Source organism: Microbacterium sp. DT81.1 (genome assembly GCF_049844955.1).
In the GTDB taxonomy this organism is placed as follows: Bacteria; Actinomycetota; Actinomycetes; order Actinomycetales; family Microbacteriaceae; genus Microbacterium.
Window position 1 is genome coordinate 390,780 of record NZ_JBNCMA010000001.1, and the last position, 25,734, is coordinate 416,513.

Sequence of the window (25,734 nt, forward strand, 5' to 3'; positions counted from 1 at the left end):
TGTTCGCCATGCTGGAGGAGGAGTACGAGAAGCCGCGGCGGCTGCCGCGACATCTCCGCGCGCAGGCCCAGACCGAGCGGCCGTTCGGGTTCGAGATCCGCCCGGCCGAGCTCCGCGACATCCCCGACATCCGCGAGATCTACAACTACTACGTCACCAACTCCTCGGTCACGTTCGACGAGAAGCGCTGGACGCTCAAGCAGTGGCGCGAGAAGTTTGAGCACCTGCAGAAGCTCGGGATGCCGTTCCTGGTCGCGGAATCCCCCAGCGGGCAGGTGCTCGGCTACGCCCTGGTCCAACCTTGGTCCGGCAAGTCCGCGTACCGTTTCACGGTCGAGAACTCGATCTACCTCGGTCCGGGTGCGGCCGGCAAGGGCCTCGGCCGTGCGCTGCTCGAGGCCCTGATCGCCGCCTGCGAGGCGGTGGGCATCCGCGAGATCGTGGCGGTGATCAGCGACAAGGGCGCCGAGGCATCCATCGCCCTGCACGAGAAGCTGGGCTTCGAAGAGGTCGGACGGATGGGTCGCGTCGGGTTCAAGTTCGGCCGGTGGCTCGGCACGATCTCGCTGCAGAAGCACCTCAAGCCGCAGAAGAAGCGCAAGCTCTTCGCGCGCTGAGCGTCAGACCGCCCGGGGACCGCCGCGGCCCGCGGGGCTCACCGGCGCCTCGGGCTTGGCCGGCTGGCTGAACGCACGCACCTCGTCCACCAGTTCCCGCCACGGGCCCTGCACCGCCCGATCGGGAAGCTCGGCCTGCTTCTGCCGTGGTCCGCAGTGCGCCTCGATGTTCCAGACGAAGCGATCGGCGCCGCCGGCGTCGCCGGGGTCGGCATCCCATGGGCACTCCTCGATGAGTGCGATCCAGTGCGGCTCCTCCTTCGGGGGAGGCTCCGCCCGCCATTCGCGCCGCATGCCGGCGATGCCGCCCGTGCGTGCGACGATCACGGTGATTGTGGGTTCTTCGGTAAGCAGGTTGTCAGGCTTCGCTGAGCTCATCCTCGATCACGCCGACGCCGATCCAGCCGGCCCGGACCGCGCGCGTCTCCTCCGAGTCTCCACCGTACTCCGCCGCGGCCGCCGCCACAGTGGCGTCGGCGAAGACGCTGAACGTCGCATCGGAGGGGAGGCTGCTCGTGAGCGCGCGATACCAGATGAGACCCGCGCGCTCCCACGCGTTGCCGCCGAGGGCTTCGGCGGTGAGATAGAAGGCGCGATTCGGGATGCCGGAGTTGATGTGCACGCCCCCGTTGTCATCGGTCGTGCGCACATAGCCGTCCATGTGCGCCGGCTGCGGGTCGCGGCCGAGCACGTCGTCGTCGTAGGCGGTGCCGGGTGCCCGCATCGAACGCAGGGCCTTGCCCTCCACGGCATCGGTGAAGATTCCCTCGCCGATCAGCCAGGACGCCTGCTCGACGTCCTGCCCCAGGAGGTACTGCTCCGTCAGTGCACCGAAGACGTCGGCGATCGACTCGTTGAGAGCGCCGGACTGCCCCTCGTAGGTCAGGCCGCCCTCCCGCTCGATGACGCCGTGCGAGAGTTCGTGCGCGATCACCGAGAGGGAGCCGGTGAATCCGCGGAACACCTCGCCGTCGCCGTCGCCGAAGACCATGCGCTCGCCGTCCCAGAACGCGTTGTCGTAGTCCTGGCCGTAGTGCACCGTGGCATTCATCGGGGCGCCCTCCCCGTCGATGGAGTCACGGACGTACCCGTCCCAGAAGAGGTCGTACGTCGCGCCGAGGCCGTCGAACGCCTCGTTGACCGCGGCATCGCCCACGGGGCCGTCATCCTCTTCCCGCACCACGACGCCGGGCAGATCCTCGAGCTGTTCGGCGTCGCTGATGGTGCGATCAGGCGCCGGAGCGTTCTCGGCCACCAGCGTGTCGCCGTCGATCGAGAGACGAAGCCGCGAACGCCCCGCATTCAGGACGGGATCCACGGCCAGGGTCGCCCTCGCGGCCTGTGCCGCCTTGGGGAAGCGCGGCTCGGCGGCCGCGGCGATGTGTGCGAGCAGATACGGCGGGACGATCGCGTAGGGGATTTTGCTCATCCTCCGAGGCTAAGGGCGTGCCGCGACATCGGGCGTCAGACAGGCCCGGTCTCGATCACCGGGATCGAGGCCAGCAGTCGCCGCGTGTACTCCTCGCCGGGAGCGAGCAGCACGGCATCCGTCGGCCCTCGTTCGATGACGCGGCCGTCCTTCATGACGACGACCTGATCGCAGAGGTTCTGAACGACCCCGATGTCGTGCGACACCATCACCAGGGTGAGGCCGTCCCGCTCCCGCAGCTCGCCGAGCAGCTCGAGGATCTGGGCGCGCACGGTCACATCGAGCGCCGACAGTGGTTCGTCGCCGACGAGCACCCGCGGTCGGTGGGCCAGCGCGCGAGCCAAGGCGATGCGCTGACGCTGGCCGCCCGAGAACTCGTGCGGGAAGCGGTCGGCCATCGACGCCTCGAGCCCGACGTCCTCCAGCACCTCACGCACACGGCCCCGGCGGTCGCCGGGGATGTCGAGCGCCCACAGCGGCTCGCCGATGATGCGTCCGACGCTCATCCGGGGATCGAGGGACGCGTACGGGTCCTGGAACACGATGCCGGTCTGGCGGCGCAGCCAATGCAGCGCGCGGGCGCTCGCCGCGGCATCCACCGGTCGCCCGTCGAATTCGACCGTCCCCTCGGTGGGCGTGTCCAGGGCGAGGAGCAGCCGCACGAGCGTCGACTTTCCCGAGCCGGATTCGCCGATGATGCCGACCGCCTGACCTTCGGCGACCTCGATGTCGGCGTTCTCGAGCGCGGTCGTGAACCGTTTCCTCTCGAACAACGAGTCCTTGGGCATGGGGTAGCGCCGCGTCAGGCTCCGACCGGTCATAAGCGCGCTCATGCTGCACCGCCCGGGCGCCAGAGGGTTGCCGTCGCGTCGCGGAGCAGTCCCCGGGTGATGGCCGACTGCGGGGAAGTCAGCAGCTGCTGCACCGGTCCTTCCTCGACCACTCGGCCGTGCTCGAGCACCACTCCGCGCGTCGCGATCTGGGACAGCACCGCGAGGTCGTGCGTGATGAAGACCAGGGACATGCCGGCACCCTGGACGAGCGAGAGCAGCAGCTCGAGGATCTCGGCCTGGATGGTCACATCCAGCGCCGTGGTCGGTTCGTCGGCGATCAGCAGCCGCGGAGAGCACGCCAGGGCGATCGCAATGGCGACGCGCTGCCGCTGGCCGCCGGAGAGCTGATGCGGGTAGCGCCGGACGAGAGCGGCCGGGTCGGGGAGCGAGACACGCTCGGCGGCCGCGACGGCGCGCTCCCGGGCCTCCGCCTTCGACACGTCGTTGTGGATGCGGATCGACTCGGCGATCTGCCGTCCGACGGTGCGGATCGGGTTGAGGGCCGTCCGCGGCTCCTGGAAGACGATCCCGATCTCGTCGCCTCGGAGCGCGGCCAGCTCGGCATCCGGCATCCCGATCAGCTCCGTGCCGTTCCACCGGACGCTTCCGCCCGCTGTCGCGCCGTCCGGAAGCAGTCCGAGGAGCGCGAGGGCCGTCAGCGACTTGCCAGACCCCGACTCGCCGATCAGCCCCACGCGCGCCCCGTCCGGCACCTCGAACGAGATCCCGTCGACGACGCGCCGCCCGTCGATGTCGATGGTGAGGTCCCGCACCTCGAGGCTCATGCGACCACCTCGGGCACGTGGCGGATCGAGCCCCGAGGGGGGTGCAGGGGGTCCTTCCCCCGCGAGAGGGTCGGGTCGGTGGCCTCGCGCAGGGCGTCGCCGAGCAGATTGAGCCCCAGCACCGTGAACGTGATCGCGAGCCCGGGCCAGATCACCGAGAGGGGGTAGAGGGCGATGTAGCGCTGCAGATCGGCGAGCAGCAGACCCCACGACGCCTCGGTGACGGACGCGCCGAAGCCGAGATATGACAGCCCCGCCTCGGCCAGCACGGCGACGGCCATGGACCACGACAGCTGCACGATGAACACCGGTGCCACGTTGGGCATGAGGTGCCGCCAGAGATTCTGGGCGGGGGAGAGCCCCGATGCGCGACCGGCGAGCACGAATTCGCTCCCCAGCACCCGGCGCAGCTCCGGCCGCGTCACGCGGGCGATGTTCACGCCGAAGCCGATGCCCACGGCCCAGATCACGACCCAGAGTGATCCGCCCCACACCGAGGCGATCATCATCGCGATGATCAGCACGGGGAACGCGATCAGGATGTCGATGAACACCGCCACCGTCTCCCGCACCCACCGCGCGGTCAGGGCGCCCAGGGCGGCGAACAGCACGCCGAAGAACGTCGCGATCAGCCCGGCGCCCACGGCGACGAACACCGTCGTGCGCGACCCGGCGATGATCAGGCTCAGGATGTCGCGGCCGGACCCGTCGGTGCCCATCAGATGCGGCCATCCGGGCAGCGCCCATCGGTTGGCCAGTTCGACGGAGCGGGGGTCGAACGGCGTCCAGAACGTGGCGACGACGGCGGTGACGAGCACCACCGCCACGACGATCAGCCCGAACCGGCCCGTGGAGAGCCCCCACAGGCGCCGCAGCCACAGCCAGCGGTTCACGATGACTCCCTCTGCCGCGGATCGATCACCCGGTGCAGCAGATCGACCACGAAGCCGACCACGAGCACGAACCCCGTCAGGACGAGCAGCTCGCCCTGCACCTTCACCAGGTCGCGGGCACCGACATCCTGCACCAGCATCCGCCCGATTCCGGGAAGGGTGAAGAGCTGCTCGATGACGACCGCGCCGACGATGATGCCCGCGACCTGCAGCCCGAGCACCGTGATGACCGAGAGTCCGACGTTCGGCAGCCCGTGCCGGATCAGCGCCTGGTTGCGCGTCAGCCCCTTCGCGGCGGCGGTGCGCACGTAGTCCTGACCGACGGCCTGCAGGGTTGCGCTGCGCACGAAGCGCATCAGCATCGCCCCCTCGACGATGCCGATCGTGAGTGCGGGCAGCAGGAGAGACGTGAAGGCGAGCCACGGCGTCGACCACGCCGTGCGGGGGAAGCCCTGGGCGGGAAGCCACCCGAGCCACACCGAGAACACCACGACGAGCATCATCCCGGCCCACACCACCGGCACGGCGGCCAGGCCCTGAGCGCCCACAGACAGCGCGGTGCCGTCACCGCGCCCTCGTCGCATCGCCGAGAGCACCCCGAGCGGCACGCTGAACACGATGGCGATTCCGAGGGCCATCATGCCGAGCGGCACGGTGACCTGGGCCTTCTGGGCGAGCTCTGTCGCCACCGACGAGCCGGTCAGCATGGACGATCCGAGGTCACCCCGGAGCACGCCGCCGATCCAGTCGAAGTACTGCGCCGGGAGCGGCTGGTTCAGGCCCAGACGCTCGCGGATGGCGGCGACCTGTTCCGGGGTGCCCTGGGTGCCGGCGATGAGCTGCGCGACGTCGCCCGGCAGCACCCTCAGCGCCAGGAAGATCAGCACGCCGGCCACGAACAGCCCCACCACCAGCAGGGCCAGCCTCGTCAGCGCGTAGCGGATCACTCCGGCGACACCGTTACCTCGAGACCGTCACTTCGGCCAGGTTGATGCGCGAGTTGATCGAGTCGACGGGGAATCCGTCGACCCCGGGGCCCACGGCCGTGATCGTCGCGCCGTTGTACAGCCAGTCCGCGGCGTGGTCCTCCGAGACGAGGCGCGCGGCCTCGGCCAGCAGCTCAGCCGACTCGTCCGGGTCGACCGTCGCCATCGCCTCGGCGTACAGCGCCTGCACCTCGGGGTTGTCGTAGTTGAAGTAGTACTCGGGGTTCGCGAAGTTGGCGAAGTCGCGCGGCTCGACGTGCAGCACGAAGCTCAGGTCGTAGTCCTTGTTGGTGTAGACGTCCTGCAGCCAGGTGGCGAACTCGACGGATTCGACGGTGAGGGTGACGCCGATGTCGTCGAAGTTGGAGACGAGCACCTGCGGCACGGTCGTGCCGTAGAACGAGGGGATCGTCAAGGTCAGCTCGAGATCCTCGGCCCCCGCCTCGGCGAGCAGCTCCTTGGCGCGCTCGGGGTCGTAGCTGACGACGTCGGAGAGGTCTTCGTAGCCGGGGTCGAGCTCGGGGATCGGACCGTACATCGTCGAGCCGGCACCGAGCGCCTCCACCAGGGCTTCGTGGTCGATAGCCAGGCGCAGCGCCTCGCGCACCTTGACGTCATCGAGCGGCGCCTTGGCGTTGTTGAAGGCGAGCGTCCCCTTGTCCGTCGTCTTACCCTGGGTCAGCGCGAAGTCGGTGCCCTCGAGCTGCGGCGCCAGGTTCGGGTCTACGGCCGTCAGCACGTCGAGGCTTCCGTCGAGGGCCGCGTTGACGCCGGCGGTGAAGTCGGGGATGTACTGGAAGACGACCTCGGCGACCTGGGGCGCCTCGCCCCAGTACGCGTCGTTGCGGAGGAAGGTGAGGCTGTCGCCCTGGCTCCACCGCTCGAGGGAGAACGGCCCTGTTCCGTTGGCATCGGTCTGCAGGTCGGTGGTGTCTCCGGCCTTGAAGACGAGTCCCGCGGGGCTGGTCAGCGTGAAGAGGAAGTTCTGGTTCGGCTCCGTGAGCGTGATCACCACGGTGGCCGGGTCGGGAGAGGTGATCGAGGCGACGCCGGCGAATTCGTCGTGGCCGACGATCGTCGCGTCGTCCTTCACCTGGGTGAGCGACGTCACGACGTCCTCCACGACGAGCGGTTCGCCGTTCTGGAAGGTCACCCCCTCGTTGAGCGTGAAGGTGTAGGTCAGGCCGTCGTCCGACACCTCGAAGTCGCTCGCGAGAGCGGGGACGATCTCGTTGTCCTCCGTGCGGGTGACGAGACCCTGGTACACGTTGTCCACGAGTACCTGCTCGAGCGCCGCACCACTGGTGTGGCGGATGTCGAGATTGTCCGGTTCGAGAACCAGCCCGACGGTGAGCGACGCATCCGGATCGGGCGCGCCCGTCTGGGTCGGCGCGGCCTCCGGCGTGCCGGAGCACGCGCTGAGGATGAGCGCTGCCGCGGCGGCGGTGGCGAGGAAGGCGGTGCGGCGGAGCATGTGGGTTTTCCTTTCGGGAGCCGCGTTCTCCGGATTCTGTCCGGAGTCACGGCGGGCGCTCGGTGCGGGATTCAGCCTAGGGGTGGGGGTCTGGGAGGGTCTGGGCGTTACAGAGAACGTCGGAAGGGCATCAGGCGTTCCCCGAATCGTCGGATGCCGCGCGGATGAGCGCCGCGAGTTCGCCGGGAGCGTACTCCTGCACGTTGTGCCCGGCTGCCAGCGTGGTCACGGCCGCCCGCGGCAGGCGACGCGCGAATTCTTCGGCGTCGGCTCGGGAGACGTATCCCTGATCGCCGCGGACAAGCGTGATCGGCACCGCGACCTGCGACAGGTCTTCCCAGCCGGTGGGGCCGAGGGTCGGCGGTGCGGCCGGTGCCTCGACCGCGGTCTCGCCGTCGGCGGAGGGATCGGCCGGGGCAAGGGCTGCGGCCGCGAGATGGGCGAAGTGGTGCTTCCATTCGACCCGGCCGTCCTCTCGCACGCGGGAGTTGAAGTACACGCCGCGTTCGGCCGCGCGGCGCGATCCCCCGAGGCCGAATGCGAGGGCCCGTTCCACGAGTTCTTCGCGCGTCGCCCAATCCGTCGGCCCCGCGAAGAACTCCCGCAGCTGCGACGGACCCGCCGACGTGTCGATCCCGGGCGTGATGTCGATGACCAGCACCTCGCGCACCAGCTCGGGGCGGGATGCCGCGATGGAGGCGGCCGTCAGGCCGCCCAGGGACTGCCCGACCAGCAGCTGCGGCACGTCGGTCCACGCCGCGATGCCGGCGGCGACATCCGGTGCGAGCGTGCGAGGCGAATAGTCGATGTCCGAGCGCCACGACGAGTCGCCGTGTCCCGGCAGGTCGATCGCGAGGGCGGGGAGCCCCAGAGCGAGGATCGTCGTGTCCCAGGTGTGCGCGTTGAGGCCGGCTCCGTGCAGGAAGGTGACCACCGGTGATCCGGTGCCGTAGCGCAGCGCGCTGAGGGCGCGTCCGTCCTCGAGAGTGAGCGTGACGCGCTCGCCAGAGGGGACGGGGTGCCCGCCCCCGAGTTCGCGCGCCTGCTCGGGCAGGAACGAGAACTCATCGAAGGTGTCCGTGGCGGACGTGCCTGTGCTCACGCGCGTACTCCTGGTGTGGCGGTCGGGGACGCTTCATTGTCCGCCCATTTCGGAGCGCATGCGTAATCGAGGTTCAGGGTGCACAGCGAAGGCGCAGTTTGGGTTGGCGATCTGCCAGTTAGTCAGGTTCTTCATTCAGCAGTCTGCATTTCTCGAAGCTATGTTCGCGGGCGAGCGGGTCATTGGGACAGCCGTCGCCGCTCGTTCCCGCCTGCCGCACCGGACCCTAGGCTGGAGTCATGACCGAGACGCGCGTTCATCTCTCCCGGTCCGAGCCGGAGGCCTACAAGACCCTCGAAGCCTTCACCAAGGCCGTCCACGGGATCGCGAAGGCAAACGGGATCGATGTCCGGCTGAAGGAGTACGTGATGCTGCACGTCTCGCAGCTCAACGGATGCGCGTTCTGCGTGCGGATCCACGTCGATCGGGCGCTCGCCGCAGGAGTGACCGTCGACGAGATCGGCCAGCTGCCGACCTGGCGCGACTCCGGCGTCTTCAGCGACCGCGAGCGAGCGGGTCTCGAACTGGCGGAGGCCTTCACCTTCATTCACCGAGCGGGCATCCCCGACGACGTGTACGACCGCGTGGGCGGCGTGCTCAGCGAGAAGGAGTACGTCGCGCTGAGCTGGATCTGCGTCTCGATCAATGCCTTCAACCGCGTCGCGATCGCCGGTCGATATCCGGTGCCGCCGCGGTCCGGGTCATGACGGGCGACGCGCTCGGCTCCCTCATTCCCGGTGCGGTCAACTTCCGCGACACCGGGGGCCTTTCCGCGGGGAATGGCACCACGCGCCCCGGCGTGCTGTACCGCTCGGGCAATCTCGCGCACCTCGAAGAGGAGGGTGTCGAGGCGCTCCGGGCCCTCGCCATCCGCCGCATCATCGATCTGCGTGCGGACGAGGAGGTGCTCCACGCTCCGAGCCGCGTCGAGGCTCTCGAGGTCGAGACGGTGCGCGTGCCGCTGTTCCTTGGTTCCGTCGCGTCGTTCTTCGAGCGCGACACGTCGCTGAGGCAGATGTACCGCGCGCTGGTGGATGAGTCCGGCGCTCGGGTTCTCGAGGTCATCCGTGGACTCCTCGCCGACCAGCCGGTGCTGGTGCACTGCACGGTCGGCAAGGACCGCACCGGCGTGACGGTGGCACTCGCCCTCGTGGCGGCCGGCGTCGACGAGGAGGCCGTGATCGCGGACTACGCACGCACAGAGGGCATGCTGCCGGAGTGGCGCAACCGCGACATCGTGCGCATGCTCTCCTCGCTGCATCCGGAAGCCGTGAATCTCGAGGAGCTCGCGACGCGCTCGCCGGCCGCAGTGATGCGGGAACTGCTGGCATACCTGACGGATCGATACGGGTCGCCGACCGCCTATCTGCGTGCCCTGGGCCTGACCGACACCGAGCTCCACGCGCTCCGACGGATCCTCGTCGATGACGCGTGAAGTCAGGCAAGGTTAGGCAACCCTATTCTCGCGGTATAGTTGGACCGTCATGACGAACCTTCCCGAGCACAACGCCGCGGCCTGCCGGTCCGCGCGTCACACGCGTGTGCAGCACCTCATCACGGCCGACGAGCACTCGCTCGCAGAGCTCGAGGTCCTGCTCGCCACGCTTCCGATCTGCTCGACCGGGCGCCTCTTCGTCGAGGTGCCGGAGGGCGCCGACATCGTCGAGCTGCACGCCCCTGCCCGCATGACAGTCACCTGGCTTGATCGCTCCCGTCGATCCGGGGCACCGGGCACCGGTCGCGGCTGCGCGCCGGGCGTCGCCCTGTCCCGTGCTGTCACGGCGTGGGCCGACGAGATGCTGTGCAACGAGGAGGACCACACCCGCATCTTCCTGCTGGGCGGCTATCTCGGCACTGCCGACATCGTCGACCACCTCACGACCGCGTGCGGGGTCGCCGCGGACGCCATCCACACCCCGGAGCGCTTCGGGCTCCTGACCGCGCGCTGACAGTTCGGCGGCGCTTCGGCTGGTGACCGCGAGCTCACGATCGAGCGGCGCGAGTGCCGAAGCTCGGTCGGACCCGTGGATTCGATGTGTCCCCACCGGGCCCTCTCTTGTGCGCGACCCGAAAGAGGAGTTGCATGTCCGCCGACGAGCGATGATGCTCGCCATCCATCTGGGAAGGGGAGGAATATGCGTAGGAAGATTCTGTGGGGGGTTGCGGTGGGGGCCGCGCTTGTCTTCGGTTCGGCCGGCGGTGCTTTCGCGGGCGAGATCGGCGGCAACGGTGGTGAGACCCCGGCGGGGGAGAATGCCCGCTCGCTCTGCGCGTTCTCGGGTCTCGAGGACTTCGACGGCACTCAGCCGCCGGAGCCCGGTGTGACACAGAACTGGGGCCAGATCCCCAAGGAGGCGCGCGATATGTTCAGCGTGCATGGGGCGGCGCAGGTGGTCCTGCCGTTCGGCGAGGAAGGGTGCAACGCACACCTCTACCCGAACAAGTGACGCCGCGAAACAACGCGTCGTGACGACGGGCGCGGCCGGGGAGGCTCCGGTCGCGCCCGCTACGTTCCGCGCGGGACGTAGTTGCCGTCCGCGAGTCCGGCCTCGATCTCGAACCGGTTGCGCAGCGGGTCTCGGCCGGAGAGCGTGTAGAGCAGGGGCATGAGGATGCCGTACCGCTGCCACTGGCGCTTGTGCACGGCCTCGTGCGCCAGCACCCGATCGGTCGCGGCCGGAGCGCCGTCGCCGGTCAGGAAGCATCCGCCGACGCACACTCCACCCCGCGGGAACGCCCAGCGCGGCATGCCGCGGAAGACCCACAGCCCGTGGCGGCGCTCGATGCGTCCGGTGCTCCAGATCGAGCCCCACACCCACCCCACCGCGGAGCCGTACCAGTAGCCGAGGCGACTGATCGGTGAGTCGAGCAGCGCGGGCGGGATGATGCGCTCGATCCTCTGACTCCTCGCCACGGCGGTCGCGGCCGCCGCCCGCCAGCCGGCCGGAGGAGGCGCGGGGCTCACGCGAGCGCTCCGACGACGCGGAGGATGGTGCCGAGGTCCTCGATCGCGGCGGTGGGCGATGAGGGAGAGAACCCGGTGATCGCCGCGCCGACGAGGGGCACCTGCGCGCGGAGTGAGGCGATCGAGGCCAGGAGGTCGACCAGCGAGACGCCGAAGGGCTGGGCGGATGTCACTCCCGAGATCTCGGAGGGATCCAGCACATCCAGGTCCACGTGCACGAAGACGCTGCGGGCGCCGCTTGTTCGCACCGCCTCCGCGAGGGCACCGGGTTCGGCGAGTGCCGCGGGCGCGAGCTCCCTGAGCTGCCGCCCTTGGGCATACTCCTGCTCGGCGTCATCGAAAGAGCGCGCTCCCGCGAGCACCACGCGGGACGGCAGCACGGTTCCCGGTTCGAGCGACAGGCCGTCGACTCCATCTCCCAGCACCGCACGCAGCACCATGCCGCCGAAGGCGCCGGAGGTGGATGTCTCGGGGCCGTGCAGGTCGGGGTGGGCGTCGAACCAGACGACCGCAAGATCGTCGTGCGCGCGGGCGGTGTGTGCGATGCCTCCGAGCGAGATGCCGCAGTCGCCGCCGATCAGCAGCACGGGCTCGAACTGCGGTGCGAGCGCCTCGTCGACGAGGGCCTTGGTGCGCAGCAGTGCGCTCAGCCGATGGACGCCGGTGCCGAGGGACTCGCCGGCCTCCATCGGCACATCCAGCACGGTCGTCGCCGATCGTGGCAGGTCGCCGGCGATGGCGTTGGCGCCGTCGATGAGCTGCATGGCGCGGGCCGACGGGCTGCCCTGCCACTGGGGGACGACGAGGAAACGGGTCATTCGCCCATCCTGCCTCAGGACCGCCGTGTCGTTCCACGCGGCAACGGGTGCGCCATGCCCGGGGAAGGGGCCGGGCGCCTCCCCGGCCGCTCGTCGAGCGGCGGGCCGGCGCCCGGCATCCAGCGGATCGCCCTACGGCGTGTAGGGGGCGCTCGGCGCGTCGATCGCCGCCTGCGCCGGTGCGGTTCCCGACTTGAGAGCCGCGAGACGCGCCTCCACCTCGGTCAGCTCGCCCATGTCCTCGAGACTGTTGAACTGAGCATCGAGGCTGGACGCGGCGAGCTCCTGCTTGCCGGCCGCGAGGGACTCCTGCCGGCGGATCTTGTCTTCGAAGCGGCCGAGTTCGCTGGTCGGGTCGAGCACGTCGATCGACTTGACCGCGTCGTGCACCTTGATCTGCGCCTCGGCGGTCTTGGCGCGCGCGAGCAGTTCGCTGCGCTTGCTCTTCAGCTGGTCGAGCTTCTGCTTCATGCCGTTGAGGCCGTCCTTGAGCTTGTCGACGACCTCGGTCTGCGAGGCGATCGTAGGCTCGGCGGTTCGCGCCTCGCTCTCGCTGCTGATCTGACGCTGCAGCGCGATCTTGGCGAGGTTGTCGAACTTGTCGGCATCGGCGGTGTTGCCGCTGCCGCGCAGCTGGTCGGCCTTGCGACTGGCGGCGAGGGCCTTGTTGCCCCACTCGGCCGCTGCCTGCACGTCCTCCTGGTGGTCGCGCTCGAGCAGACGAAGATTGCCGATCGTCTCGGCGATCGCCGACTCGGCGTCGGCGATGTTGTTCGTGTAGTCGCGAACGAGCTGATCGAGCATCTTCTGGGGATCCTCGGCCTGGTCGATCATCGCGTTGACGTTCGCCCGGAGGAGGGTGGAGATGCGGCCGAAGATGGACTGCTTTGCCATCATTACTGGTTCCTTTCTATCGAGATGTCAGATCTGTTCCGATTGGTCAATGGGGGGAAGGCGGATGTCGGACCGCCCAGCCGGCTCAGAAGCGACCTCCGCCGCGGCGACCCCGCGTGCCACCCCCGCCGAAGCTGCCGGGGCTCATGCGACCGCCCCCGCCCCCGCCTCCGCCGAACATGCCGCCGAAGCCGCCGCCACCGCGTCCGCCGCCGCCGAGGCCACCCCCGAGCAGCGAGTTGATCACGAGTCCGCCGAGCACCGCGCCCATCATGTCACCGCCGCCGCGTCCGCCTCCCCCGCCGCCTCCGCCGAACATGCCGCCACCCTGGTTCTCGAAGGCGCTGACATCCTGCTGGGCGTACTGGATCGCGTGCCCGGCGAGCTGGGCCGCGCGCTGAGCGAGCCCCAGAGCCTGCTGCGGATCGGAGACCTGCAGCTGCTGCGCCTGCACGAGAGAGGCTCCTGCTTCGGCCAGCCGGGTGCGCGCCTCGGCGCCGATGGCGCCGCGTCTGGCGACGATGTAGTCCTCGGCCGCCGACACCTGGGCCTGCGCCTGGAGCATCGTCTGCCCGAGCATCTGCTGGGCGCGCTGCGCCTGCGCCGCGGCATCCCGGACGCCCTGGATCCACGAGTCGATCTGCGCGTTCGCGGCCTCCAGGCTCTGCAGCGCGACGAGCGGCCGGCGAGCGGGCCCCGCGAGGTGTGTGCGCGCCTGATCGACCTGCTGGCGCGTCGCCGCGATCACACCGGCGAGCCGGCCGTCGGGGTCGGGCAGAGCGGATGCCGTCGCCACGTCCTGCTCGAGCTCGGCGATCAGCGCCGTGGCCCGCGTCTCGCCTTCTGCCAGGTCGGCCCCGAGTTTGTCGATCGCGGCCTCGAGCATCCGGGCCTGAGCGACCGCCTCTTCCGCCGCACGGATGCCGACGGCGGCCTCGCCGCCCCTGCCCGCCCCGATGTCGCGCTGTGCCTCGGTCAGCTGTTGATCGGCGAATGCCAGACGCGACCGCGCCTGTTGAGAGTTGTCGGCCACGGTGGCCAGTGCGTCGGGGGAGTAGCGCTGGGCGAGGCCGGCCAGGGCGGTCTCGGCAGGGCCGAGCGCTGCGCCGACCGCCGCTCGATCCTCCTGCACTCGTGCCAGCGCCTCCGGCGCGTTCTGCTCCAGCTTGCGCAGCTCGTCGAAGGCCGCGGCCTTCTCGTCTAGCCCGGCGTTCGCGTCGGCGCAGAGCTGGATGATCTGTGCGTTCCACGCGCGCACCTGCTCCTCCGACTCCGGTGTCGCATCATCCAGCTGCTGCTGCAGCGAGAACGCCTGGGTGAGATTCTGCTTCGCCGTCGCGAGGGCGGCTTCGAACTCCCGCGTGGCCTCATCGCCGAACTGCGCCTTGGCGAAACCCAGTTCCTCCTCGCTCGTCCGCACCGCGTCATCCGTCTGCACGAGGGCCGAACCCGCCTGCCGCGCCAGGTCTTCCACGCTGATCTGCTCGACCGCCGGCGCTGCCTGACCGGCGACCGCCGGCTGGGTCTTCTTGCGACGGCTGCGTATCACCAGCCACACGACGAGGAGAACCCCGAGCCCGATCACGACGAGCCAGAGGATGCCGGTGAAGAGACCGCTCCCCGCGCCCCCGCCTCCGGCGCCGGGTATCCCGCCGCCGCCTCCGGCCGCATCCTCGAAACCCGCCGCTGCGGCATCCACCGCACCGCTCCAGTCCTCGTTCGCCAGCGCCGGCTGCACCTGCTGCTGCTCGACGCGGCCGAGCTGCTCGGAGGACACCGGTCCCTCGCTGTCGCCGGAGATGTAGAACTGGCGGCCGTCGGTCGCGACCGCCATCAGGTACTGCGTCGGACCGAGCCCGTTCGCCAGCGCCGTCTCGGTCGCCCAGTCCTCGGCGCTGGCGGGATTGGTGAACTCGTCGACGAACACGACCCAGAGGTCGATGCCGGTGCCGGTGCGCAGCTGCTGCAGGCGCGCGTCCGCCTCGGCTTCCTCCGCGGGCGTCAGGACGTCGACGTCGTCGAAGACATAGCCCGTGCTCAGCTGCACCGGGTCGGTGGCCGAAGCAGGAAGGGCCGTCACCGACAGCAGAACCGTGAGACCGGCCGCGAGCGTCATCGACCCACGCGCTCGCATGGCGCCACCCCCTCCATCCGGGCGACGGGTCGCCCTCGCTTCGAGTCTATGCATCCGGGCGCATGAGGCGGTAGGCCGCGTGCCCGGCCGGGGAAGGTCATCTCGATCCCGCGCGCCTCGCCGTCGCCGCGAGCCCCGGAGCCTAGGCTGGGCGGCCGCAGGAGGTTCGATGGATGACAGGTATGGCTCCGATGTGCTGGCGCCGGGGTGGCGCGAGGCGGCGCACAAGAAGCCGCCAACGGTGCTGGCAACGCGAGCCCTCGTCGTCGAGGTCGCCGAGGACGGATTCTGCGGGGCGGTGACCCGGACGGACGGGCGCCTCGTCGAACTCGAGGATCGCCGCGGCAAGAAGCGTCTCTTCCCCGTCGGTCCCGGGTTCCTGATCGATGGCCGGCCCGTCGTGCTTGCGGTGCCGGCGAAGGCCGCGGCATCCACTCCGGCGCGCACCGCGTCGGGGTCGTTCGCCGTTGCGGACGGCCGTGCCCGCACGGCGCGTCCGAGCCGCATCCTGGTGGAGGGCCGCCACGATGCCGAGCTCGTGGAAAAGGTCTGGGGCCACGACCTGCGCGTGGAGGGAGTCGTCGTCGAATACCTGCAGGGCATCGACCTGCTCGATGATCTGCTGCGCGACGAGCCGCCGTCGGCGGAGCGCCGGTACGGGGTGCTCGTGGACCACCTGGTGCCCGGTTCCAAGGAGTCGCGGATGGCCGCGGCGGTCGAGAGCGGCCCGCACGGTCGTCACCTCAAGATCGTGGGTCACCCGTTCGTCGACGTCTGGCAGTGCGTGACGCCGCGCGCGCTCGGCATCGAGCGGTGGCCGGAGGTTCCCAGGGGGACCGACTGGAAGACGGGGGTCTGCCGGGCGCTCGGCTGGCCGCACTCCACTCCGGCCGACAAGGCGCGCGCCTGGCAGCGAGTGCTCGCCTCCGTGTCGACGTACCGGGATATCGAGCCCGCGCTGCTGGGCCGCGTCGAGGAGCTCATCGACTACGTCACGGCCTGAGCGCGTGCCGCGCGCAGGCTCGGCGGGGCAGGAGTGGCCGCCCAGAGCCGCCGCAGGGCCGCACACCGCTGCTGAGCCTGTCTGCCGCACGCCGTAGCCTGGGGAGGTGTCCGCCGAAGTCCCACCGTCCTCCTTCCGTGAGCAACCCGTGTCGTTCGTACGGCGGAGCGGACGGATGTCGGAGGCCCAGGAGCGCGCCTTCGCCGTTCACTCCGAGTTCTACATGCTCGTCCCCCCGCGCTCCCTGGCTGCCACCTCCGTGCACCCGGACGCCCGCCTCGATCATCGGGCGACGTACGGGCGCGACGCGCCGCTCATCGTCGAGATCGGCTCCGGACAGGGTCACGCGATCATCCATGCCGCGACATCCCGCCCTGGCGACGACTTCCTGGCGGTCGACGTGTTCCGGGCCGGCCTGGCGCGCACGATGCTGGATGCGGAGCGCGCAGGCGTCCGCAACCTGCGGCTGATCGAGGCGAACGCGCCCGAGGTGCTCGAGACGCTGCTCCCCGACGGTGCGGCCGACGAGGTCTGGGTCTTCTTCCCAGACCCGTGGCACAAGAACAAGCACACCAAGCGACGGCTGGTGAAGCCGCCGTTCGGCGACATCGTCGCGGGCGCCCTCCGGGACGGGGGAGTCGTCCGGCTGGCCACCGACTGGGAGGACTACGCCCTGCAGATGCGGGACGTACTGGATGCCGCGCCCGATCTCGAGCGGGGCTTCGAGGGCGACTGGGCTCCGCGCTTCGACGGGCGGGTCCGCACCGCGTTCGAGCGCAAGGGCGCCGCCAAGGGGCGTGACATCCGCGATCTGACGTACCGGCGGAAGCCCCGCCCGTGACCGGCAGCCCCCTCGACCGCACCCACGGCACTCCGGACGCCGACCCGCAACCCACGTCCGCGTCCCCCGATCGGCTGCGCGTTCTGCGCCCGCTCGGGCACCGCGACTTCCGGATGCTCTTCAGCGCGGTCGTGCTCTCGGTCTTCGCGGCCGGCATGTGGGCGGTCGTCATGGTCTATGCCGTGATCGACGCGGGCGGCGGGCCGCTCGACCTCTCGCTCGTCGCGGCGTCGAACGCCACCGGCCTGCTGCTGTGCGCCATCCCCGGCGGCATCGTCGCCGACCGCGTGTCGAGGCGGCTGATCGTGAGGGTGGTGGAGCTCGTCAATTTCCTGGCGATCACGTCCATCGTGGTGGTCGGCATGTTCGCACCCGTCGGCATCCCGCAGCTCGTCGTGGTGGCGTTCGTCCTCGGCGCCGGTGCCGGCTTCTTCTTCCCGGCCTACAGCGCCTTCCTGCCCCGCATCCTCCCGCCCGGTCAGCTGCTCGCCGCCAACGGACTCGAGGGCGCCATCCGGCCCGCGCTCCAGCAGGCCGCCGGGCCGGCCGCCGCCGGCATGCTGCTCGCCGCGCTCCTCCCGTCCCAGGCGGCGACGGTCATCGCCATCGCGCATGGTGCGGCGTTCGTGCTGCTGCTGTTCCTGCGGCCGGAGCCCCCGCCCACCGGCGATGCGGCGGCCGAGCAGTCGGGGAACGGGGTGTTCTCCGACCTCCGCGAGGCGGTGCTGTTCACCGTTCGCACTCCGTGGCTGCTCTGGACGCTTCTCTACGCGACGATGTGGGTGCTCGTCGCCGTCGGCCCGGAGGAGGTGCTGCTGCCGTTCCTCACGCGCGAGCGGATCGGCGAGGACCCCCGATGGTTCGGATTCCTCCTCGCCGTCTACGGCGCCGGTGGCGTCGTCGGCTCGATCGTCGTGTCCTCCCGCAAGCTGCCCCGGCGCTACCTCACGACCATGAACCTGGTGTGGGGCGTCAGCACGCTGCCCTTCATCGTGATCGGCATCACCGACCAGTACTGGCTGCTGCTCGCCTCGTGCTTCCTGATCGGCTTCGGGTTCAGCTACGGCAACGTCATCTGGGGCACGCTGCTGCAGCGGCGCGTGCCGCGGCACATGCTGGGCCGCGTGTCGAGCCTCGACTTCTTCGTCTCGCTGGCGCTCATGCCGCTCTCCATGGCACTCGCCGGGCCGCTCTCGGAGGTGCTCTCGATTCAGACGATCTTCATCGCCGCCGGCATCCTGCCGCTGCTCTTCGGGATCATCGCGATCTTCGCCGCGCGGATGCCGCGGGATGAGATCGCGCATCCCCTGACAGACTGAACACGTGCCCGCCGCCCCCGATACCGCCGTGCGGCCCGCCTGGTCGACCGCGCTCATCCCCGCCTTCCTCGTGTGTGCGGCCGCGGTCGCCTTCTTCGGCATCCAGGTCGCGTGGGCGGGCTACCTGCTGCTGGGTGTCGGGATGCTGGTCGCTCTGGGTCTCGGCACGGGATCCCTCGCCGAACGCGTGACGGGCCCCGGCCCGAACCTCGTCCGCGACCTCGGGCTGATCGCGCTCGGCATGCTGATCGTCAGCTCCATCCCGCTGAAGGCCGAGCTCGACAACTTCGCGATGCTGCGCTTCACCCTCGCCCTCGGCGGCGCTGTCGTCGTTCCCTACGTGCTCTCGCGGTTCGCGTTCCGCGACTACGCGACGCGATTCCCCTGGCGTGGCGGCGGCCGGTGGACCCGGTTCCAGTGGGCGTGGCTGGTGGCGGTGCTGGGGCTCGGGTGGCTGATCCTGCCCTTCTACTTCATCACCTCCGGGGTCTACATGAACTGGCCGGTGGTCGACTCGCCGGAGCTGATCGCCCGCCTCTTCGTCGGCGTCGGCGCCGTGGGGATCTGGGACGAGCTGTTCTTCATCTGCACCGTGCTCGCACTCCTCCGCCGGCACTTCCCGATGTGGCAGGCGAACATCCTCCAGGCGATCGTCTTCGTCTCCTTCCTGTGGGAGCTCGGCTACCAGGCATGGGGTCCGCTGCTCACGATCCCGTTCGCACTCCTGCAGGGCTACATCTTCGTTCGGACGCGATCGCTCGCGTACGTCGTGACGGTGCATCTGCTCTTCGACGCCGTCGTCTTCCTTGTGCTCGTGCACGCCCACAACCCGGGGGCGCTGGACGGGCTCTTCCTGGTCTGAGCACACCCGTCGGCGCACTTGCGAGGGCGTCGGATCTCACTCTCAGGTTCAGGGTGACATCAGTTCTCGGGAGGGTCTTGACGAACGAGCCCAGCGGAGTATCTTGTTGCGTGCGAAGAGAAAACGGGAACAGAAGAACCCGCAAGGGAACGGGAAACAGAAACCTAACATCGCACTGATGAACGCCCCCGGCTCCGGCCGAGGGCGTTCCTCATGTCCGCGACGATCAGGATTTTCGCCCCGAGCACCTCGGTGGTCGGCTGCTGGCCGTCGCGCTTCGCGCTGGCGGGTGTCGCGGGCTTTCCGGGGGAGTTCGTCGAGGCGTCCGCGGCCGGGCTCGGCGCCCTGGGTGTCGCGCACTGGTCGGGTCCCCGTTCGCTGCCCCTGTGGCTCCCTGCGGAGATGGCGGGCTTCGCCCGCCGCTCCCATGCCGCCTACGACCGTGCCGGCGGACGGATCCGATCCCTGCGCGAGACCCTGCTCGCCACGCTCGAGGATGAGCGGGCGCGCGGTCTGGATCGCCATCGACGGTCGGGGCTCAGCCGGACGGAAGAGCTGGAGATTCTCGCGGCGCTCGGAAGGGACGGCAACACCCGGCCCGGTGCGGAGCAGACCGCGCGGCGATGATAACCTCGATCGGTGCGCCTCCGTAGCTCAGGGGATAGAGCGTTGGTTTCCGGTATCAAAGGTCGCAGGTTCGATTCCTGTCGGGGGCACCACTGAAATCCCAGGCCACGGCCTGGGATTTCTTGTTCGGCGACGTCGCTGGCCAAGCGCGGAGCGGGCGCCCGCTGCCCGGCCCGCTCCGACCGCCGCGCGGGTCAGCCTCCGGCAGGCACCTCGGCCGCGGCATCCGCCGTCACCGAAAGGGCCAAGAGGTGCTCCGCCAGCCGGCTCGCCAGATACTCGTGTCCTGCCGTCGACGGATGGTTCCGGCCGATCGGCGACGAGTCGATCACGGCGGCGTAGTTGGCCTCGGTGATCCAGTCCTCCGCCAGGGGTGAGATGTACCACCAGCCGCGCGCGGCGGCGAGTTCCCCGAGATCGCGGTCGATGCGCTGGGTCGCGGCCTGCACGGGCAGCGCCTGCGGTGCGGGACCGAGGATCACGATCGGCGTGTCCGGGTACAGCGCCGCCACAGCGTCCCACGCGGCGGTCACGGCCGCCCGATAGCCTTCGGCCCCCTGCGCCCGATCGTTGATCGATCCCTGCAGGATCACGAGGTCGGGATCGAGCGCCGGGTCCAGGGCCGCGATGCGCTCGCCGAAGGTGCCGCCGTCGAGTCCCGGCTTGAGGTAGCCGCTGCCGCGCACGCCGTTCACGACGCTCTCCCAGCCGAGGCTGCGGCCCAGCGCGTAGGCGTAGCCCAGGTCCGGGGCGCTCGCGGCGGAGCCGAAGGTCCAGGAGTCACCGAAGATCAGTACGCGAGGCTCGTCGGGGAGGCTCAGCGCGGCCGGGGCGAGAACGGCGGTCACCTTTTCGCCCGCCGCGATGTCGACCGGCGCGACATCGACCGCAGGCGTCCATGGCCTCCACGCCGCGAATGCGCAGACCAGCGCGATCGCCACGGCGACGGCCGCGAGCGGCCATGGGCGCCGCGCGGAGCGGCCCCGTTCGGGCGAGGTCATGCACCGAGGGTAAACGACGATCCCGCCCCCGTCGAATGCGTGCGCCGCCGGCCGCCCTCACCTGCGGAAACCCACAGGTGAAACTGGGGAACGCGGGCTCCGGGATCACGCTCTGCACAACCGTTCTCGGCCGTGGATCCGGCGTGCGAGGATATCCCGGTGCAACGCGTCGTGACCGCCGAGATGGACCTCCAGCTGGGGGGGTCGATCGACCTCATCTTCTCGCTCACCGCCGCCCAGTCGATGCCGGTGGTGACGGAGCAGCTCACGTTCGTCTCGGGGGATCGCGTGTACACCCCGACCGAGATCGTCGACCAGTCCGGCAGCCGCCTGCACCGCCTCACGGGCGAGGCCGGGCCGCTGCAGGTGCGCTACCAGGCCACCGTCGAAGGACAGGCGGGAACGACCCACACCAGCGACCTCGAGGCGATCACCTATCTGCGTCCGAGCCGGTACTGCCAGTCCGACGAGGTGTTCTCCCAGGCGCGTCGGCAGTTCCGCGGCATTCGGGGCCAGGAGCTGATCACCGCCGTCTCGGCGTTCGCCTCGTCGAGCATCACCTACACCCCGGGACTGAGCCTCGGCACCGACAGCGCCGTGACGACCCTCATGACGGGCCAGGGTGTCTGCCGCGACTACGCCCACGTCGTCATCGCCCTGCTGCGCGCGATGGATGTGCCCGCCCGCTACGCCGCCTGCTACGCGCCGGGCTTGCAGCCGATGGACTTCCACGCCGTCGCCGAGGCCTACCTCGACGGCTCCTGGTACGTGATCGATGCGACCCGCCTGGCGAACCGCCGTTCCCTGGTGCGCATCGCGACCGGCCGGGATGCCGCCGACTGCGCGTTCCTCAGCTACCACGGCGGCAACGTGGGGCTGCAGCACCTCCGCGTCGACGCGTGGGTCGGGGGCGAAGAGGGGTTCGAGATCTCGGATGCCGCGGCCGACGACCTCGAGATGCTCGTCCAGCTCGCCTGACACCGCGACCCTCGGGACCGTCTCGGGCGCGAGCGGCCCGCCCGTAGACTGGTTCGGTTATGAATCCGGACAACCTCACCGCCTCCCTGCTCGCCGTCGTCACCCCGATCGCCGAGCAGCGACGCCCCGGTGAGCCGCTCGGGATCGTCGCCTCCGACATCACGCTGGAACGCCCCAGGAATCGCGATCACGGCGACTGGGCGACCAACATCGCGATGAAGCTGGCGAAGAGCCTCGGGACCAACCCGCGGGAGCTGGCCGCGGAGATCGCCGGGGGCCTCGGACAGACGCCGGGCATCGCCTCCGTCGAGGTGGCGGGCCCTGGTTTCATCAACATCCGGCTCGAGGCGGCGGCCGCCGGCCTCCTGGCCAAGCAGATCGTCGACGCCGGTGCCGCGTTCGGCGCGAACGAGACGCAGCGCGGCGCCTCCATCAACCTGGAGTTCGTCAGCGCGAACCCCACCGGACCGCTCCACATCGGGCACACCCGGTGGGCGGCCCTCGGAGACTCGATCGGCCGCGTGCTCGCCGCGTCGGGCGCGACGATCGTCCGTGAGTTCTACATCAACGACGCCGGCGCGCAGATGGAGCGCTTCGGCGGCTCCGTGCTCGCCGCGCTCCGCGGCGAGCCCACCCCCGAGGACGGCTACCCCGGCGAGTACATCCAGGTGCTGGCCGAGCGGGTGCGCGCGGCCGAGCCCGACATCCTGACGCTCGACGGCGACGAGCTTCTCGCGCGTGTGACGGCGCGCGCCTACGAACTGCAGCTGGGCGAGATCCGCGAATCGCTCGAGAAGTTCAACGTGCACTTCGACGTGTGGTTCTCGGAGCTCGCACTGCAGACTCCGGATGCCTCGGGCCGCAGCCTCGTCGATGAGGCGGTCGATCGCCTGCGCGAGCAGGGGCACGTCTACGACGACGAGGGCGCCGTGTGGGTGCGCACCACCGACTTCGGCGATGACCGCGATCGCGTCATCCGCCGGGCCAACGGCGTCTACACCTACTTCGCCGCCGACGCGGCGTACTACCTGAACAAGGGCGATCGCGGCTTCCGGCACAAGATCTACCTGCTCGGCGCCGACCACCATGGCTACGTGCATCGGCTGAAGGCCCTCGCCGGTGCGGCGGGCGATGACCCCGACGCCGACATCGAGGTGCTCATCGGCCAGCTGGTGTCGATCAACGGCGCGCGCCTCAGCAAGCGGGCGGGCAACATCATCGAGCTCGACGACCTGCGCGAATGGCTCGGGACGGATGCCCTCCGCTACTCGCTCGCGCGGTACCCGGCTGACTCTCCGCTGACGCTCGACCCCGAGCTGCTGCAGAAGCGCACGAACGACAACCCCGTGTTCTATGTGCAGTACGCGCACGCGCGGACGCACAACGTCGCGCGCAACGCGGGCGCCTCCGGGGTCGACCGCAGCGAGTTCGCCCCGGAGCTGCTCGTCCATGAGACGGAGTCTGCGCTGCTCGGGGCACTGCAGGAGTTCCCCCGCACGGTGGCCTTCGCGGCCGAAGTGCGCGAACCGCACCGCATCGCCCGGTATCTCGAAGAGCTGGCGGGGCTCTATCACCGCTGGTACGACCTGTGCCGCATCATCCCGCTCAGCGACGACCCGGTCGAGGCCGTGCACCGCACCCGCCTCTGGCTGAATGACGCGACAGGCCAGGTGCTGCGCAACGGACTGGATCTGCTCGGCGTCGCGGCACCGGAACGGATGTGAGCGTGTCGGGCGACACCCAGCCGACGCAGCCGCTGCCAGATCCGCAGGCGCAGTGGGTGCTCTCGGCGCCGGGCGCGGCCGCGGAGCCGAAGCGCCGGCGCAAGCGCCGGTGGGGCTGGATCCTCGCCCTGGTGATCGTCGTGGTGCTCGCGATCGTCCTCTGGTTCGCCGCCGAGTTCATCGCGCGCTCGCTCGTCACCAGCACCATCCAGAGCGAGGTCGCCAACCGGCTCTCGCTGGCCCCCGAAGACGTGGAGGTGGCGGTCGCGGGGTCGGTGGTGCCGCAGCTCATCGCCGGAAGCCTCGACGATGTGACGGTGTCCTCCGACGACGTCACGCTGAGCCCCTCGATCACCGGCGACGTGGTCGTCCATGCCACCGGCATCCCACTGCGGGGCGGTCCGGCCGACGGTGCGACGGCCACCGCGACGTTCGACGAGGAGCAGCTGCGCGCCCTGCTCGCCACGGTGGAGGGTTTTCCCGCCGAGACGGTCTCGCTCGCCGAGCCGAATGTCGCGATGTCGGTGGAGCTGAACGTGTTCGGCCTCGCCGTCCCCGTCGGCGTGGCGCTGGAGCCGTCGGCCGTCGACGGCGACATCGTGCTCACCCCGGCGAGACTGGACCTCGCGGGAGCACAGCTCTCGGCCGATGACCTGCGCTCCCGCTTCGGTGGGATCGCCGATGCGGTGCTGCGCGACTGGACGGTCTGCATCGCGGAGTACCTCCCCGCGGGAGCCACGCTCGTGGACATCACGGTGGAGGGGGAGACGGTGGTCGCAGACCTCGACATCGACGGCGGCATCGTGGATGACCCCGCGCTGCAGGCGCTCGGAACATGCGAGTGAGGCCCGCGGCGCGTGCCCTAGACTTCTGGAAAACGCCCGGCGCGTGAGTCCCCCGCTGCCGCGGCACACCCGCTGAGCTCGGGCCGGCAGCCCGGCCCGTCCTGTGTCAGACATCTCGCGCCGAAGCACCCACCCACGATTGGTTCCCGTTGTCCGCTCCCGCACCGCTCGCCCCGGATTGGCTCGTCCGGCCGGCCGACGCGAACGCGCTGGCGCCCGGGGTCTGGCCGCAATCCGCCGAGCGGGATGAGGAGGGCGTGCTCCACATCGGCGGGGTGAGCGCCCTCCGCCTGCGCGACACATTCGGCACGCCACTCTACGTCGTGGACGAGGCCGAAGTGCGCGCCAGGGCGCGCCGAGTCCTGGACGCATTCGGCGCGGCGGCGGAGAAGCACGGCACCCGCGCAAGGATCTACTACGCCGGCAAGGCGTTCCTCTCCACGGAGGCCGCGCGCTGGGTGAGCGAGGAGGGCCTCTGGGTCGATGTCTGCACCGAGGGAGAGCTCGCCGTCGCGCTCGCCGCGGGCGTGGACGCAGCGCGCCTCGGCTTCCACGGCAACAACAAGACGGTACGGGAGCTCGAGCGGGCCGTGGACGCCGGCATCGGCTCGATCGTGCTCGACAGCGCGATCGAGATCGAGCGGCTCTCGGCGATCGCCGAGCGCCGCGGCATCCGTCAGAGCGTGCTCGTGCGCGTCAACAGCGGCGTCCACGCCGAGACCCACGACTTCCTCGCCACCGCGCACGAGGACCAGAAGTTCGGGTTCACGCTCGAGAGCGCCGTGGGTGCCGTCGCGCGGGTGCGGCAGCTGCCTGGTCTGGAGTTCGTAGGCCTGCACTGCCACATCGGATCGCAGATCTTCGGCACGGCCGGGTTCCGTGAGTCCGCCTCGCGTCTGCTCGAGCTGCACGCGCTGCTGCTCGACGGCGGCGACATCCCCGTCCTGAACCTCGGGGGCGGCTTCGGCATCGCCTACACATCCGCCGATGACCCCACGCCGATCGAGGAGCTCGCCGAGGGGATCGTGGATGTCGTGGCCGCCGAGTGCGCGGTGCGCGGCATCCCGCTGCCCGCCCTCGCGTTCGAGCCGGGGCGCATCATCGTCGGGCCTCCGGGGATCACGCTCTACGAGGTGGGCACCGTCAAGCCCGTCGAGGTGGGCGCCGGCGCTCAGCGCATCTACGTCAGCGTCGACGGCGGCATGAGCGACAACGCGCGCCACGCGCTGTACGGGGCGGATTTCTCCGCTCGCCTCGCCTCTCGCACCTCGGATGCCGAGGCCGCCCTCGCGCGGGTCGTCGGCCGGCATTGCGAATCGGGCGACATCGTCGTCGACGCGGAGTATCTGCCGGGCGATGTCACCCCGGGCGACCTGCTCGCCGTGCCCGCCACCGGCGCCTACTGCTACTCGCTCGCGAGCAACTACAACTACGTGCCCCGCCCGCCCGTCATCGCCATCCGCGACGGTGAGGCGCGGGTCATCGTGCGCGGCGAGAGCGTGCACGACCTTCTCGCGCGCGATGTCGGCGCCGCTTCGACTGACGCATTCACGACCGATACCGGAGGAGCCTGATGCCTGTACTGAGCGAGCGGAGCGAGTCGA

Annotated in this window: 27 protein-coding genes and 1 tRNA gene; 15 read left to right on the forward strand and 13 right to left on the reverse strand. The window is 70.2% G+C overall.

The window, feature by feature from the left end; genetic code table 11:
- Positions 1–8 precede the first annotated feature (8 nt).
- Positions 9–617 carry a GNAT family N-acetyltransferase gene (locus ACLQ2Q_RS01715; RefSeq protein WP_425817313.1) on the forward strand — a complete coding sequence of 203 codons (609 nt, stop codon included), beginning with the start codon at positions 9–11 and terminating at the stop codon, positions 615–617.
- 3 nt (positions 618–620) lie between these two features.
- Here the strand turns inward: ACLQ2Q_RS01715 and ACLQ2Q_RS01720 are convergent, their stop codons facing one another.
- The 8 genes from ACLQ2Q_RS01720 to ACLQ2Q_RS01755 form a co-directional block, all read right to left on the reverse strand.
- Positions 621–944: a protealysin inhibitor emfourin gene (locus ACLQ2Q_RS01720; RefSeq protein ID WP_425817315.1), complete on the reverse strand. Its 324-nt coding sequence runs from the start codon at positions 942–944 to the stop codon at positions 621–623.
- A gap of 31 nt (positions 945–975) precedes the next feature.
- Positions 976–2,046, reverse strand: coding sequence for a M4 family metallopeptidase (locus ACLQ2Q_RS01725; protein WP_425817317.1), 1,071 nt, complete (start codon positions 2,044–2,046; stop codon positions 976–978).
- Between the two features lie 35 nt (positions 2,047–2,081).
- Positions 2,082–2,834 (reverse strand): ABC transporter ATP-binding protein, encoded by a 753-nt coding sequence (locus tag ACLQ2Q_RS01730; protein ID WP_425818585.1) that lies wholly within the window; start codon positions 2,832–2,834, stop codon positions 2,082–2,084.
- Positions 2,835–2,875: 41 nt separating this feature from the next.
- Positions 2,876–3,664, reverse strand: a complete 789-nt coding sequence (locus ACLQ2Q_RS01735) for an ABC transporter ATP-binding protein (protein ID WP_425817319.1) — start codon at positions 3,662–3,664, stop codon at positions 2,876–2,878.
- Complete coding sequence (locus tag ACLQ2Q_RS01740; protein WP_425817321.1) at positions 3,661–4,557, reverse strand: ABC transporter permease; 897 nt, start codon at positions 4,555–4,557, stop codon at positions 3,661–3,663. The genes ACLQ2Q_RS01735 and ACLQ2Q_RS01740 overlap by 4 nt, the downstream gene beginning before the upstream one ends.
- On the reverse strand, positions 4,554–5,504 hold the full coding sequence (locus ACLQ2Q_RS01745; RefSeq protein WP_425817323.1) for an ABC transporter permease: 951 nt from the start codon (positions 5,502–5,504) through the stop codon (positions 4,554–4,556). Before ACLQ2Q_RS01745 ends, ACLQ2Q_RS01740 begins: the two co-directional genes overlap by 4 nt.
- 13 nt (positions 5,505–5,517) lie before the next feature.
- Positions 5,518–7,017: an ABC transporter substrate-binding protein gene (locus ACLQ2Q_RS01750; RefSeq protein WP_425817325.1), complete on the reverse strand. Its 1,500-nt coding sequence runs from the start codon at positions 7,015–7,017 to the stop codon at positions 5,518–5,520.
- 130 nt (positions 7,018–7,147) lie between these two features.
- A complete protein-coding gene (locus ACLQ2Q_RS01755) occupies positions 7,148–8,119 on the reverse strand; it encodes an alpha/beta fold hydrolase (protein ID WP_425817327.1) in 972 nt (323 codons plus the stop codon).
- Between the two features lie 239 nt (positions 8,120–8,358).
- Here ACLQ2Q_RS01755 and ACLQ2Q_RS01760 point away from each other — a divergent pair, with 239 nt between their 5' ends.
- The 4 genes from ACLQ2Q_RS01760 (at position 8,359) to ACLQ2Q_RS01775 (ending at position 10,566) form a co-directional block, all read left to right on the forward strand.
- On the forward strand, positions 8,359–8,826 hold the full coding sequence (locus tag ACLQ2Q_RS01760; protein WP_425817329.1) for a carboxymuconolactone decarboxylase family protein: 468 nt from the start codon (positions 8,359–8,361) through the stop codon (positions 8,824–8,826).
- The gene (locus tag ACLQ2Q_RS01765) at positions 8,823–9,554 is read left to right on the forward strand and encodes a tyrosine-protein phosphatase (RefSeq protein ID WP_425817331.1); all 732 of its coding nucleotides are present in this window, start codon (positions 8,823–8,825) and stop codon (positions 9,552–9,554) included. The genes ACLQ2Q_RS01760 and ACLQ2Q_RS01765 overlap by 4 nt, the downstream gene beginning before the upstream one ends.
- 49 nt (positions 9,555–9,603) lie before the next feature.
- Positions 9,604–10,068 carry an SIP domain-containing protein gene (locus ACLQ2Q_RS01770; RefSeq protein ID WP_425817333.1) on the forward strand — a complete coding sequence of 155 codons (465 nt, stop codon included), beginning with the start codon at positions 9,604–9,606 and terminating at the stop codon, positions 10,066–10,068.
- Positions 10,069–10,254: 186 nt separating this feature from the next.
- On the forward strand, positions 10,255–10,566 hold the full coding sequence (locus tag ACLQ2Q_RS01775; protein ID WP_425817335.1) for a hypothetical protein: 312 nt from the start codon (positions 10,255–10,257) through the stop codon (positions 10,564–10,566).
- Between the two features lie 59 nt (positions 10,567–10,625).
- Here the strand turns inward: ACLQ2Q_RS01775 and ACLQ2Q_RS01780 are convergent, their stop codons facing one another.
- From ACLQ2Q_RS01780 to ACLQ2Q_RS01795, 4 genes are all read right to left on the reverse strand, one after another.
- Positions 10,626–11,084, reverse strand: coding sequence for a Fe-S oxidoreductase (locus tag ACLQ2Q_RS01780; RefSeq protein ID WP_425817337.1), 459 nt, complete (start codon positions 11,082–11,084; stop codon positions 10,626–10,628).
- Positions 11,081–11,902, reverse strand: a complete 822-nt coding sequence (locus tag ACLQ2Q_RS01785; RefSeq protein ID WP_425817339.1) for an arginase family protein — start codon at positions 11,900–11,902, stop codon at positions 11,081–11,083. The genes ACLQ2Q_RS01780 and ACLQ2Q_RS01785 overlap by 4 nt, the downstream gene beginning before the upstream one ends.
- A gap of 132 nt (positions 11,903–12,034) precedes the next feature.
- Positions 12,035–12,796 (reverse strand): PspA/IM30 family protein, encoded by a 762-nt coding sequence (locus tag ACLQ2Q_RS01790; protein WP_425818587.1) that lies wholly within the window; start codon positions 12,794–12,796, stop codon positions 12,035–12,037.
- 85 nt (positions 12,797–12,881) lie between these two features.
- Positions 12,882–14,912, reverse strand: a complete 2,031-nt coding sequence (locus tag ACLQ2Q_RS01795; protein ID WP_425817341.1) for a TPM domain-containing protein — start codon at positions 14,910–14,912, stop codon at positions 12,882–12,884.
- A gap of 187 nt (positions 14,913–15,099) precedes the next feature.
- On the opposite strand from ACLQ2Q_RS01795, the gene ACLQ2Q_RS01800 reads away from it, so the two are divergent.
- The 6 genes from ACLQ2Q_RS01800 (at position 15,100) to ACLQ2Q_RS01825 (ending at position 19,674) form a co-directional block, all read left to right on the forward strand.
- A complete protein-coding gene (locus tag ACLQ2Q_RS01800) occupies positions 15,100–15,933 on the forward strand; it encodes a DUF3097 domain-containing protein (RefSeq protein WP_425817343.1) in 834 nt (277 codons plus the stop codon).
- Positions 15,934–16,108: 175 nt separating this feature from the next.
- Positions 16,109–16,774, forward strand: coding sequence for a tRNA (guanosine(46)-N7)-methyltransferase TrmB (gene trmB / locus ACLQ2Q_RS01805; RefSeq protein WP_425818589.1), 666 nt, complete (start codon positions 16,109–16,111; stop codon positions 16,772–16,774).
- 74 nt (positions 16,775–16,848) lie between these two features.
- Positions 16,849–18,093, forward strand: coding sequence for an MFS transporter (locus ACLQ2Q_RS01810; protein WP_425818591.1), 1,245 nt, complete (start codon positions 16,849–16,851; stop codon positions 18,091–18,093).
- Positions 18,094–18,097: 4 nt separating this feature from the next.
- Complete coding sequence (locus ACLQ2Q_RS01815; protein ID WP_425817345.1) at positions 18,098–18,955, forward strand: CPBP family intramembrane glutamic endopeptidase; 858 nt, start codon at positions 18,098–18,100, stop codon at positions 18,953–18,955.
- 213 nt (positions 18,956–19,168) lie between these two features.
- Positions 19,169–19,582, forward strand: a complete 414-nt coding sequence (locus ACLQ2Q_RS01820) for a hypothetical protein (RefSeq protein ID WP_425817347.1) — start codon at positions 19,169–19,171, stop codon at positions 19,580–19,582.
- Between the two features lie 16 nt (positions 19,583–19,598).
- A tRNA-Arg gene (locus ACLQ2Q_RS01825) sits at positions 19,599–19,674 on the forward strand.
- A 102-nt stretch (positions 19,675–19,776) separates the two neighbouring features.
- Here ACLQ2Q_RS01825 and ACLQ2Q_RS01830 read toward each other — a convergent pair.
- Positions 19,777–20,583 carry an SGNH/GDSL hydrolase family protein gene (locus ACLQ2Q_RS01830; RefSeq protein ID WP_425817349.1) on the reverse strand — a complete coding sequence of 269 codons (807 nt, stop codon included), beginning with the start codon at positions 20,581–20,583 and terminating at the stop codon, positions 19,777–19,779.
- Between the two features lie 159 nt (positions 20,584–20,742).
- On the opposite strand from ACLQ2Q_RS01830, the gene ACLQ2Q_RS01835 reads away from it, so the two are divergent.
- From ACLQ2Q_RS01835 to lysA, 4 genes are all read left to right on the forward strand, one after another.
- Positions 20,743–21,561, forward strand: coding sequence for a transglutaminase domain-containing protein (locus ACLQ2Q_RS01835; RefSeq protein ID WP_425817351.1), 819 nt, complete (start codon positions 20,743–20,745; stop codon positions 21,559–21,561).
- A 59-nt stretch (positions 21,562–21,620) separates the two neighbouring features.
- The gene (locus ACLQ2Q_RS01840; RefSeq protein WP_425817353.1) at positions 21,621–23,285 is read left to right on the forward strand and encodes an arginine--tRNA ligase; all 1,665 of its coding nucleotides are present in this window, start codon (positions 21,621–21,623) and stop codon (positions 23,283–23,285) included.
- A 2-nt stretch (positions 23,286–23,287) separates the two neighbouring features.
- On the forward strand, positions 23,288–24,130 hold the full coding sequence (locus ACLQ2Q_RS01845; protein ID WP_425817355.1) for a DUF2993 domain-containing protein: 843 nt from the start codon (positions 23,288–23,290) through the stop codon (positions 24,128–24,130).
- 149 nt (positions 24,131–24,279) lie between these two features.
- The gene (gene lysA, locus ACLQ2Q_RS01850; RefSeq protein ID WP_425817357.1) at positions 24,280–25,704 is read left to right on the forward strand and encodes a diaminopimelate decarboxylase; all 1,425 of its coding nucleotides are present in this window, start codon (positions 24,280–24,282) and stop codon (positions 25,702–25,704) included.
- Positions 25,705–25,734 lie beyond the last annotated feature (30 nt).